Origin of the sequence: Neomelitea salexigens DSM 19753 (assembly GCF_000422345.1) — a bacterium.
GTDB classification, from domain to species: Bacteria; Pseudomonadota; Gammaproteobacteria; order Pseudomonadales; family Spongiibacteraceae; genus Spongiibacter; species Spongiibacter marinus_A.
The window spans coordinates 1-12195 of sequence record NZ_KE383819.1 but is presented as its reverse complement, the minus strand read 5'-3'; the positions used below and the strand labels follow the sequence as shown (position 1 = coordinate 12195).

Genomic DNA, 12195 nt, shown 5'->3' with positions numbered 1-12195 from the left:
GCAGTGCTTGACCGATGGGCAGGATGCTTTGTGTGGTGCGTTTGATCCTGATAGTGAGACGCCATTCTGCGGCGGTTCTAGCGATCCAGGCACCCCGCCAGAACTGCCGGTCGATCCCGCTGACTTACTGGGTGAGCTTTGCGATGACACCTTGAATCCCCAACAGTGCTTAGCCGACGGTCAAGATGCGATCTGCACTGCGTTTGATCCTGATAGTGAGACGCCATTCTGCGGGGGTTCCAGTGATCCGGGTACTCCGCCTGAACTGCCGGTTGATCCCTCGGATTTATTGGGTGAACTCTGCGACGATGCGTCGAATCCCCAGCAGTGCTTGACCGATGGGCAAGATGCTTTGTGTGGTGCATTTGACCCAAATAGTGATACGCCGTTTTGCGGAGAGGGCTCGGGCATTCCATTATTGTAGTAACTAGTGTGTGGGCCTGGCTCCATACCCGGGGAATAATAGTTGGTGTTGCTGTCCAACCTTAGCTGAGCAGGCTCTGCTTAAGTTCTGAAAGCACCACTGACGCGCCCCTTTGGGAGCGCTCGTGGGGAACGCAAACATAGCTGCTGTAGATATCGGGGCTGGCATTTTCAGTGTCTGCTGCAGCGCTTTCAATCTGGCTGATAAATCGTTGGCCTATTGCCGGGCAGGCTTCTGCTTCGGCACTGGGGCAAACCACCACAAAATCTGCATCGGTGATACGTGCGACGATATCGTCACGGCGGCAGTGGCGGTCGACCCTCTGTGCGATCGCTTGCAGAAAGGCAACATTGTCTTCTTCAGAAATACATTCCCGTATGACGGAATAGTGGCGAATGCCAACCAGAAATACCGCCAGTGCCTGTTGGTCGTATTCACAGCGGTTGAGTTCGTTTTGGAGTAGTGAGGTCAGTGCATGGCGGTTGTACAGCCCCGTTATCGGGTCGATAGATTCGCTAACTTCGCTAACATCACGCGCTTTGTGCTTGTCTGGTTTTGGTAACTCGTCCGATGCCTTGAGGGCATTCTCAATGCGCGGTGGCTGTAGTGCTTCTCTCAAGCGCTGTCCGGCTTTTTGAAACACCGCGCCTGGAATCCTCATTCGGTCAGCCAGTGGGCGCAACTCATTGTACGCACTGCGAAATAGGTGCAGCTGCATGGTTAGTTGTCCGCTGTGCCATTCCAGTTCGTTCAAACAGTGATAGTGGAGGCGCTGCAGTATGGCGTCCGGATTTGCTGAAAATGCCAGATCTGCGGCTAATGAGGAAAGCCTGGCAATAAACCCGATTTGTTCGGTCAGGTCATTTTTAATTGGTGCCTCGTTGATATGACTCAGGCCGGTGGCATTGCATATTACTGCGGGTAAGCCCCATTTTTCCAAAATTGACTGGCTTAACTGCGAGTGCTCGATACCAAAGGCATCGCTCTCCCGTGTGGCGACGGATGTGTGATCCTCGCCGCTAATATTGGCCGATGTGTAGAATTCGGGCATTAACTGATCAATAGCCAGCATGCCGATGTCTTGCAGGCTGGCGGCAATAATGGCCTCCTCGGCGGGAAGCGATTTATCCAGCTCACATAGTAATCTGGCTGTTGTGGCACAGAGCATGACCCGCAGCCAGAAGTGATGTTGGTCCAGGCCTTGGGTGCCTGTCTTTGCATAGCTTTGCGCGATGGTTGTGGCAAGACTTAGCGCGGCGACGGTCCTTCCTCCAAGCAGCACGGCTAAACGATGAACGTCACTGTGCGGTCGCCTGGGCTGAAAAATGGGGGAGTTAACAAAATTGAGCGTGTCCTCGGCAAGCCCAGGCGTGCCCTCTAGGATTTGCGTTAGCTGCTGAACTTCAAATTCACCGCTACGCAACAGGTCCGCCAGTAGCAGACTGGCCGGTGTGGGTGCGGGGAGTGTGCTGTCGTTAATATCGAAAGCCATCCGTCCAACAATCTCAATTAGGGTGAATCTGCATGCGGCTTGACTTCAAGATAGCAGCGAGCAGGGTATTGATCAGCCACTTTTTCATTTTAATACGAAAAGCTTACTCGCCGTGGCGTCTGGGCTGAGAGAGATTCGTCCGCAAATCGATAGAAATAGCGCCCTTCAGGAGGTTCACCTCGCAGAGGCAGCTAGGCTAGTATTGGCCTAATTCAAATGAGGGAGAGTAATAATAATGACCCCAATGATGATGAGCCAACTCACCATTACGTCAATCATGAGGCACGCTGAGCGTGTGAATGGCGCGACCGAGATTGTTTCGGTCACCGCCGATAATCCACGTCACCGCTATACCTACAAAGATGCATTCAAGCGTGTTCGCCAGCTTGCCAATGCCCTGCAAACGTTAGGGGCACAGCCCGGCGACACCCTCGCCACGCTGGCATGGAATGACTACCGACACTTAGAAATATATTACGCGCTATCTTGCAGTGGCATGATCTGCCACACCATCAATCCGCGACTTTTCCCTGAGCAAATCGATTACATCGTTAACCACGCCAAAGACAAGTGGGTATTTGTTGACGCTACGCTTGTGAAAGTTCTGGAACCCTTGCAAGACAAGCTGCCCGCAGTAAAGGGTTATATCGTGCTGAGTGATGAAGCACATATGCCCGACACCAGCCTGAACAATGTGCATTGTTATGAGCAATTAATTGCTGCCGAGAAGGACGAGTTCGACTGGCCGGAGCTGGAAGAAACCACGCCATCAGCCTTGTGTTATACCTCCGGTACCACGGGTAATCCAAAGGGGGTGATGTACACCCATCGCTCTACGGTTTTGCATAGCCTGGCCAGCATTGCACCGGATGTATTCAGTTTGTCGGTGCGCGATATCGTGATGCCCATTGTGCCGATGTTCCATGTAAATGGTTGGGGCTTGGTATACAGCTGCCCGATGGTTGGTGCGAAGCTGGTGATGCCGGGCCCTAAAATGGGCGACGGTGAAACACTGTGTGCATTGATCAATGAAGAGCAAGTTACGTGCTCGGCGGGTGTGCCCACCGTGTGGCTGGCCCTGCTGGATTACCTGGCCAAAGCCAATAAATCGGTCGATAGCCTGAATCGCGTCACCGTTGGCGGTGCCGCTTGCCCGGAAATGATTATGGAGCAATTCCAAAACCAGTACGGGGTGGATGTTCAGCAAGCCTGGGGCATGACGGAAATGAACCCGCTGGGAACCTTCAACGGAGGTATTCCTCCGCTGCTTGACGGTATCAGTGATGAACAGCGTAAGAAGCTTCGCCTAAAACAGGGGCGGCCCTCTTTTGGTGTGGATATCAAAGTTGTGGACGCAGACAACAATGAGCTGCCGTGGGATGGTGAGAGTTCAGGTGCCGTCAAGGTGCGGGGCCCGTGGATCGTCAACGACTATTACGGCTACGACGGCCAAACCCTCGACGACGATGGCTGGTTTGAAACCGGCGATGTCGCCTGCTTCGACGAATACGGCTACATGCAAATCACCGATCGCTTGAAGGACGTTATCAAGTCCGGTGGTGAATGGATCAGCTCAATTGAGCTGGAGAATTGCGCCGTTAACCACCCCAAAGTTGCCGAGGCCGCCGTGGTGGGCATTCCTCACCCGAAATGGACAGAGCGTCCACTGCTGTTAGTGATTTTGAAAGACGGCGAGCAAATGGAAAAAGCAGAAATGCTCGCTTGGTTTGAAGACAAAGTCGCCAAGTGGTGGATTCCGGGAGACTGCGTATTCGTTGACTCGCTGCCGCACACGGCAACCGGCAAGCTGAGTAAAAAGGACATTCGCGAGGACTACAAAGACTTCCGCTGGCAGGATGAGAGCTAGCGATCCCTCTAGGAGATAAAGGCTGCTGGCGCAGTCTTTATCTCATTTTCCCTCTCGGAGTGAGAAAGGCGTCCTGCCCTTTCCTTGAGAATCCGATACCATCTCCCCGCCTGTTTTTACCGTTTCTAATTTACCAAGGGCTCCGTTATGGAAAACCCCGCGTCCGCTGTGTCACCTGTCAGGGCCTTCAGCCTTGCGCCGTTGATGTTTCAAAACTTTAGCTGCACCTTGGCGATCATGGCCTTTGTTGCTCTGGTGGGCCCCGTGGCGCGTATTTTGTCTCTTGAGCCCTGGCATATTGGCGCCGCCATGACGATGGGGGGATTCACTTGGATCCTGTGCGCGCGCTGGTGGGGCGGCCTGAGTGACCGCCACGGCCGCAGGCCGATTATGTTGATCGGGCTAACAGGTTTTACGGTGAGTTATTTTGGCCTGTGCTTGTTTATCGACCTGTCACTGCGCCACCAATTACTGCCGATGCTGGCCTTTCTAGGTCTGGTTGTCGGGCGGGTGGTGGTGGGCCTGTTCTACGCGGCGGTGCCGGCCACGGCAGCCGCTACGGTTGCAGACAATGTCGAGCCGGATAAGCGCGCCGGTGCTATGGCCCTGCTCGGCGCAGCCAGTGGCGCGGGCATGGTGATCGGGCCGGGCTTCGTCGGCTTGTTGGCGCCCTACGGGCTGGGTTTTCCCATGTACGTGACCGCCGTACTTCCCGTCTTGGCGCTGGTGTTGGTGTGGTGGCGTATTCCTCGGCAACCGCCTCAGGCGGCGCCGGTAACGCGCGCCCCCAAGCTCCAGGATCGACGCCTGCGGCGACCGATTGTGGTGGCGTTCTCTGCGGCATTTTCGGTCTCTATTGCTCAGGTCACGGTGGGCTTTTTTGCCCTGGATCAGCTCGGGCTTCCCGCGCCTGAGGCCGCTCAGGTGGCTGGTATTGCGCTAACGGTGGTCGGCGTGGCGTTAATTATTTCGCAGAGTATTTTGCGCAAATTATCCCGGCCGCCCGCGCGGTTAATCCGCATCGGTGCACTGGTATCGGCCTGTGGTTTTATGGTCAGCGTGTGGGTTGAGTCAGTGTGGGGCTTGTGGGCTTGTTTTGGTTTGGCGGCTGCCGGAATGGGCTGGGTATATCCCTCGGTGTCGGCGCTGGCGGCAAACTCGGTTTCTTCAGAGGAGCAGGGCGCTGCTGCCGGTACGGTCACCGCGGCGCAGGGCGTAGGCGTGGTCGTCGGGCCTATGTTAGGCACGTTTATTTATGCTTTTCATGCCACCGCGCCGTATGTGATGGTCGCGGTATTACTGCTGGCGATCAGCGTCTGGGTTGAACTAAACGACTAGCATTGCAGAGCCTTCGGGGTTTTGATTCACTGAGAGCGAGCAATGAATTGGAGCGCCGAATGTCTACTTGCGATACCTCCCACCACAACAATTCGCCCTCTTGCCACAGCAAGCAGTCTTTCGATGTGTTGCTGTGGGGCTCTATGGCGATTGTCGCTGTACTGTACGCACTGGCGCTGGTCGACAGCGACACTCTGCCTACTTGGTTGCACACCGCAGCGGAGGCCACCGAAAACCTGGTGAATACCATGTGGTGGGGCATGGCTCTGGGGGTGGTGATGCTCTCGCTATTAACGCGTATACCCCGAGAGTTTGTAATAAGCGTATTGGGCGCCGGTGGCGGCTTCACAGGCATTGTTCGGGCTACCGCGGCAGGGGTGCTGCTCGACCTGTGTAATCACGGCATATTAATGGTGGGTGCCAAACTCTACGAGCGCGGCGCCAGCCTGGGGCAAGTGATGGCCTTTCTTATCGCCAGCCCCTGGAACTCCTTTTCCCTCACCTTGATATTGGTCGCCCTGATCGGGCTGAAGTGGACGGTTGTGTTCATTCTTGCATCGGTGCTCATCGCGGTGATTAGCGGCTGCTTGTTTGATGCATTGGTGCGGCGCGGCGTATTGCCCGCTAACCCCAATACCCTTGCGCTGCCAGAGAATTTCGACTTCTGGTCACAGGCAAAGGCCGGCCTGCGAGACACGCGTTTTGATAAACGTTTTGTCTTCACGATGTTTGTCGACGGAATAAAAGAGTCGCGCATGGTGATGCGCTGGGTGTTATTTGGCATTGTGCTTGCCGTTGCCTTAAAGAGCTTTGTGCCGGCGGATATCTTTTCCAGTTATTTCGGGCCGAGCTTACTGGGCTTGGGCGCAACGATTGTGGCGGCCACTATTATCGAGGTGTGCTCCGAGGGCTCCACGCCGATTGCGGCAGACCTGTTAACCCGAGCGAACGCTCCCGGTAACGGTTTTGCGTTTTTAATGACGGGCGCAAGCACCGACTACACCGAAATTATGGTGATGAAGGAGCGCACCGCCAGCTGGAAAGCAGCGTTGTTTTTGCCGCTGCTGACGGTGCCACAAATTGTGCTGGTCGCCTTGGTGATGAATGCCGGCGGCTAGCGCGCCGAATCCTGACTGGCCACAACATCACCATCGTTGCTGGCTAAGCGCACGTTGGCGGCTGGTGCGTCGCCGTTTTTGTCCTCGCCAAAATACAAGGTGGTATGCGGGAAGGGGATTTCAATACCGGCCTCGTCAAAGTGCATCTTCACCAAGCGATTGTAGGCGCGGCCAACGGCCCACTGCATACCGGGCGCGGTTTTGATCAACACGCGAATGTTTACCGAACTGTCGGCCAGTGCCGACACACCCGCCACTTGCATCGGTTCGAGAATGTCTTGCTTGTGTTCACCGCTTGCCAGCTCCTCAAAGGCAGCCTGCAAGTGCTCAATGGCTTTATCGATATTCTCGCGATAGGCGATGCCGTATTCGCCAAGGTGGTAGGCAAAATCGCGCGTATAGTTCGACACCGAATCCACCGATGAAAAGGGCACAATATGGTAAGTGCCGAACAGGTCGCGCAAGGCAACCGAGCGAATGCCCACGCGTTCAACGGTGCCTTCATGGCCGCCGGCTAGAACGTAGTCGCCGGTGTTCATGGCATTTTCCAGTTGGATAAATATGCCATTGATCACGTCCTGCACAAGTTTTTGCGCGCCAAAACCGACCGCCAGACCGAGCACCCCGGCACCCGCGATGAGCGGTCCGATGTCCACGCCAATTTCCGACAGCACGATCATGGTTGTCATCACAATAATGACCGCAGCAAGGGAGGTGTGGAACAGGCCAAGTAGCGTCTCTGCGCGGGCGGCACGCGCGGCGTTGGTCATGCCCGTGGGGGAGAGGCGGTGTTCGATAAAGCTGGCCAGCGCAATCCACAAGCCTGCGGCCAGGGCGAGGATGAGCAGAATATCAACCAGCGACGACACCGTACTGCGGCCGACGTCAGTGGCATACCACTGGCCAAGGTCAAACACCGACCAAGCGTCGAGTGACCACACAACAATTGCGGCGGTCACCAGCACTCGCAGTATTCGCAAACCAGTGGGGATATAGGTATTCAAGCGTTTTTGAAGGTGGGGCAGTTGCTCATTGATCGACTCAGAAAGCCGAACCTCCCTGCCGATCAACTGGCGAAGAACAACGAGCAGCAATGAACCCAGACCGGCATAGGTGGCGGTCTGCAGGGTGGCGAGTGCCACAAAGGGCAGGGCGCTTTCGGGCCGCAGCAAACTGGTAAAGACCACCACCAGTGCGTAGGCCAGCGCCAGTAAATGCCAGCTGCGCGCCAGCAGGCGCAGGGCAATACGGCGGCTGCCCTGATAGTTGGCGGCCCTGCCGAATAGCTGGTCTCGCAAGCGTTTTCGGTTTAGTAAAACGGTGGCGGTGTAATACAGCGCAGCGAGCAGCACAATGCTGGTGCTCAGCGCACTGCCGAGCGCCTCTGAGGCATTGGCGTTAACGATCGGCACCAGCACCATAATGCCGTAGCCGGTAAAGCCTGTGATATTGGCGAAAAACCGATTGCAGTACTTTGCTTGCCGTTGGTTAAGCGGCAACAGCCGCAGTGCCGGAAAGCGGCTGGCAAACAGCGCCCGCAGCACAAGTTTTATTCCCTCAACAATCAAAAACGCATTGAGAAACAGTGCAAGGCGAGTGCTATCGGCGCCGGCCTCGGCAGGCAGCTGCGAGGCAATAACGTGACCCGAGGCATAGGCGAGCAACACCGTTGCTAAATCCACCAGCCCGGCAGTGCTTACCGCGGCCACGGTTCTCAGCATGGCGAATTTGCGAGACCCGCGCACTGCCCAATCATTAATGCCAGCAAACAGCGACTTGGCGGCGCGATGCAGAATAAAAAACAGCGCAAATGTCGCGAACGCCAGCAGGGCCAGGTGGCTTGCGGCGCTAATAATAGCGGCCATATCGACAGGGTGTTTGTCGTCGCTGTCAGTCAGCGCCTTGACGCTTGTCGCCAGCGTCGCCAGCTGCTGTTTGAAATTCTCGCCAGCGGCAGTGGTTAATGTTGCAAGCTGGCGGGAAAGTGAGTCTTTACTATCGCTAGCCTCGCTATTTGATGGCGATGTATCGTTCTCTGGCGGCGCTTGCTCTTTGCCGGGGGCGTCGCTGGTATTTACTGCCTTAGACGGGTTGCGCAACTGTTCAATCAGCGCATTGCGGGCACCTTCGTTCTCAAGTAACTCAGCGAGGACTGACGAGCTATCACTCGTTGCCGACGGTGCTGCGTGAAGGGTATGCCCGGAAAAGAGTAGTGGAATTAGTAACAGGGCGATCAAGCGCGTTGCTGGTCGCAGTGACATCACGATTATTCTCCTTATCTCTGGCGATTTTTTGTGGATACCTGCCTCCCAAGTGACGAACAATATTTTGGTGCTATTGGGGCTGTGTCAGCGTGGCGCTGAGAAAGTTCCATTGAATAGCGCTGACGTATCTGTGCATTGTGGTTAACGCATTGAGGCGATTTTCACGCCGGATCTTGCGCTAGATCAATGCGCAGCCTACTAAAGCTGCTAGCCTCCGCGCCAAGTTTTTCAGTCGTAACAGTGCAGTTTGTCGCAGCAGTCCTTCGCCTTGTACAAAAGTCGAATAGTGCGTCCGCTACAGTAGCGTATAGTCCCGGCGATTGTCGCCGGTTCAACCTGAGTTGTGTCCTTTCGTGCCCCTATTCAACTCACACACGCCGTGTCGCTGAGTCACGTCCACCTTGTTACCGGCGAGCGAACGCCCCGTCATCTCGACATACCCGATCGCGCATTTTCGGTCGACGGCCCGTTCCAAGCAGAATTTTTACACCATATGGGAGAACCTTAATGAAACGAGGAATAGTGTTTGCTATTGCCTGGCTAACGGCTATTGCGGCGCAGGCGTCAGAGGCGCATACCACCGCAATGGACCTTACCCAGCACTGGGTGGGCTTTGTTGCCATTGCAGTATTTGTCGCCGCGTATGTGCTGGTGATCCTGGAAGAGCAAATACACCTGCGCAAATCCAAACCCGTGCTGCTTGCTGCAGGTATTATTTGGATGCTCATTGCCGTGGTCTACAACGGCAACGGGCGACCCCACGAAGTGGAGGTGGCAATTCGCCACAACTTCCTGGAATACGCCGAGCTATTCTTCTTTTTGCTGGTAGCAATGACCTACATAAACGCCATGCTGGAGCGCGGCGTATTTGAGGCGCTGCGCAACTGGCTGGTGGCGCGGGGCTTTAGTTACCGCGCGCTGTTTTGGCTAACGGGTATTCTGGCCTTCTTTATTTCGCCCATTGCCGACAACCTCACCACGGCATTAATTATGTGTGCGGTGGTGTTGGCGGTAGGCGTCGGCCAGCCCAAGTTCGTGGCCATTGCCTGTATTAACATTGTGGTGGGCGCCAATGCGGGGGGCGCGTTCAGCCCCTTCGGCGACATCACCACGTTGATGGTGTGGCAAAAAGGCGTTATTGAATTTAAAGAATTCTTTGTGCTGTTTGTTCCCAGTGCGGTGAACTTCCTGTTGCCGGCCGTCATCATGCAATTTGCCCTGCCCAGCGGCACGCCCCCGGCATCGGGCGGCAGCCAGGTACAAATGAAATATGGCGGTTTGGTGATTGTTGGTCTGTTCCTGCTGACTATCGTTACTGCTATCAGCTTCCACAACTTCCTGCACATCCCGCCGGTGTTCGGCATGATGACCGGCCTGGCCTACCTCAAGTTCTACGGCTATTACCTTCGCCAAAAATCCAAAAACTGGAACCAGGGAACAGAGAACCCGCCGGGCTCGTCCGACGACCCCTACAACTTCGACGTGTTTGCCAAAATCGCTCACGCCGAATGGGACACCTTGTTCTTCTTCTACGGCGTTATTCTGGCCGTGGGCGGCCTGGGCTTTATCGGCTACCTCAGCGTTGCGTCCGACCTGGTATACGGCGGTCTGGGCAATACCGGCGCCAATATTATGGTGGGCATTATGTCGGCCATCGTCGACAACATTCCGGTTATGTTCGCCGTACTCACCATGAGCCCCGATATGCCGCACTCACAATGGCTGCTGGTTACCCTAACCGCTGGGGTAGGCGGTAGCTTGCTCTCCATCGGCTCAGCCGCTGGCGTTGCCCTAATGGGGCAAGCAAGAGGCCAATACACCTTCTTCAGCCACCTGAAATGGACCCCAGTCATTGCGCTGGGTTACGGCGCCAGTATTTGGGTTCACTTGCTAATGAATGGTTAAGTTGAACGGACGGTAAAACAAAAAGGCCAACCCAGATGGGTTGGCCTTTTTTATTGGCTGGGGGCTGGGTTGAGCCTCCAGAACTCATCGAAGAGTCATCTTGTTAATGAATGTTGTGCTCAGATCGTGTCATTGAAAAGCCCTACGCGCTCGATCATAGATCGATAATTATCGAGTATGCAATCGCGTTTAGTGCCTAAATTCTTTATTTCATCCGTAATAGAATCATGTAGCAATGTGCTTTGTGTGCTGAATATTTGACTGTCAAAATCATCGCGGGACATCGTAATCAGTTCAATGTATCTCTGGGCGATTTTATACGTAGGTACATGGTCACTTCCAATTCTCCTATTGTTGCCTGACGTGAAGATGGAGGTTATATGATTTTCGAGGTTGTTCTTTGGGTCATTATGTAACTCTGAAATTTCACTGAACTTTTTGTGCTCGATAATTCTAGAGTAGGCGGCTTGGTTATAGTGTTTCAGAGAAATCATGTAACTGACTAAAATTGGGTATATTTGAAAGCCTTGAGGCTTGTCTCTAGCAATGGTGTGGTATTTGAATAGACATTGCTCAATATCGCGAAGAGAAAAGTTAAACGAAGAGAAAACCTTTTCAAGTAGTACGGCGTGGTATTTTTTGTCATCTTCTTTTCGTGCTAAGACTGACTCAGTTAAGGACACCTGGTTGGTTTCTTCGATGTTTTTCTCAATAAATTCTAGGTTTGTCGGTTTTCTAAGAAGATAAAATTCGTCAAAAAAGCGGTTTAAGTACTTTGTTGAATCGAAGCTTTGTCCGTAGACGGCTTTTACAGTATGTGACAACTGCTCTGTGTCAGTAGCGATAATAAAAAAAATTCCCCTAACGCCGACTAGGTGCTTTATGCTTTCAAGTATCTCAATGGCGTAAGTTGGGCGGCATCTGTCGAGCTCATCGATTAAAACAAATATGGGAGGGCGTTGGGGATGGTCGAGTTTTTCCGCCGCCTTGTTGAGTTCTTTTTTAAAGTCGTAAATGGCTTTTTTTCGTTTCTCGTGCTTTAGATAAGCAGCGTCGCCTAGTTTATGGGGCTCTTTTTCGTCTTTTAATACAGAGCTAGATATTTCACTGGCGAAATGGGATGCAATGATGGTCTGTGGGTCGCCAGTTGATTCTGCAATTCTGCTTCCGGTAGTAATTATTTTTCCAATAGCAAATTTTAACTTCTTTAAAAATTCCGGGTCTCTTTCGAAAGCCTTGTAGTGGTCAAGTAAAACTGGCCACGGGTTTATAAGTTTTCCAGTACATACTTTCTGCCACATTTGGCGGCAGGTCATCGTTGTGTCGATGCGGCCTGATTCCGCTGTAGTAGCCAATCACATAATCCGTGATCGACTGCTTCGCTTCAGCAAAAGAGCGGTATCCCGTTTCCGGTACCCACTCGGTTTTCAAGCTGCGGAAGAACCGTTCCATTGGCGCGTTATCCCAGCAGTTGGCCCGTCGACTCATGCTCTGCTTTATCTGGTAGCGCCACAAGTGTTGCCGGAAGCGCAGGCTGCTGTATTGAACGCCTTGATCTGAATGGAACAACAAGCCATTAGGCCTTCCTCTCGATTCGTAAGCCATCAGTAACGCCTTACTGGTTAGCTCGCTGTCAGCCTTTAGCGACAACGCCCAGCCAACCGGTTTCCGAGCGTATAGATCCAGCACTACCGCCAGATAAGCCCATCGTTGGCCTGTCCAGATGTAGGTAATATCACCACACCAAACCTGGTTGGGTTTACCCACAGCGAACTGCCGATCCAGTG

Annotated in this window: 9 protein-coding genes; 5 read left to right on the top strand and 4 right to left on the bottom strand. The window is 53.8% G+C overall.

Going from position 1 to position 12195, the window contains the following annotated elements; translation table 11 throughout:
• The coding region (locus tag H573_RS0115740; protein ID WP_161624283.1) for a hypothetical protein at positions 1 to 424 on the top strand (424 nt) is incomplete at its 5' end.
• 61 nt (positions 425 to 485) lie between these two features.
• Here H573_RS0115740 and H573_RS0115735 read toward each other — a convergent pair.
• The gene (locus H573_RS0115735; protein WP_027875098.1) at positions 486 to 1916 is read right to left on the bottom strand and encodes an HDOD domain-containing protein; all 1431 of its coding nucleotides are present in this window, start codon (positions 1914 to 1916) and stop codon (positions 486 to 488) included.
• 235 nt (positions 1917 to 2151) lie between these two features.
• Here H573_RS0115735 and H573_RS0115730 point away from each other — a divergent pair, with 235 nt between their 5' ends.
• The 3 genes from H573_RS0115730 (at position 2152) to H573_RS18605 (ending at position 6239) form a co-directional block, all read left to right on the top strand.
• The gene (locus H573_RS0115730) at positions 2152 to 3783 is read left to right on the top strand and encodes a long-chain fatty acid--CoA ligase (protein ID WP_027875097.1); all 1632 of its coding nucleotides are present in this window, start codon (positions 2152 to 2154) and stop codon (positions 3781 to 3783) included.
• A gap of 147 nt (positions 3784 to 3930) precedes the next feature.
• Positions 3931 to 5121, top strand: coding sequence for an MFS transporter (locus tag H573_RS0115725; RefSeq protein ID WP_036257041.1), 1191 nt, complete (start codon positions 3931 to 3933; stop codon positions 5119 to 5121).
• 59 nt (positions 5122 to 5180) lie between these two features.
• Positions 5181 to 6239, top strand: a complete 1059-nt coding sequence (locus tag H573_RS18605; protein WP_084498117.1) for a permease — start codon at positions 5181 to 5183, stop codon at positions 6237 to 6239.
• Here H573_RS18605 and H573_RS18600 read toward each other — a convergent pair.
• Positions 6236 to 8500, bottom strand: coding sequence for a mechanosensitive ion channel domain-containing protein (locus H573_RS18600; protein WP_036257040.1), 2265 nt, complete (start codon positions 8498 to 8500; stop codon positions 6236 to 6238). The two genes, H573_RS18605 and H573_RS18600, sit on opposite strands and share 4 nt — an antisense overlap.
• 510 nt (positions 8501 to 9010) lie before the next feature.
• Here H573_RS18600 and nhaD point away from each other — a divergent pair.
• On the top strand, positions 9011 to 10408 hold the full coding sequence (gene nhaD / locus H573_RS0115710; protein ID WP_027875095.1) for a sodium:proton antiporter NhaD: 1398 nt from the start codon (positions 9011 to 9013) through the stop codon (positions 10406 to 10408).
• Between the two features lie 119 nt (positions 10409 to 10527).
• Here nhaD and H573_RS0115705 read toward each other — a convergent pair whose 3' ends face one another.
• Together H573_RS0115705 and H573_RS0115700 are read right to left on the bottom strand one after the other, a co-directional pair.
• The gene (locus H573_RS0115705; protein ID WP_027875094.1) at positions 10528 to 11709 is read right to left on the bottom strand and encodes a KAP family P-loop NTPase fold protein; all 1182 of its coding nucleotides are present in this window, start codon (positions 11707 to 11709) and stop codon (positions 10528 to 10530) included.
• The coding region (locus H573_RS0115700; RefSeq protein ID WP_027875093.1) for an IS3 family transposase at positions 11654 to 12195 on the bottom strand (542 nt) is incomplete at its 5' end. The genes H573_RS0115700 and H573_RS0115705, both read right to left, overlap by 56 nt.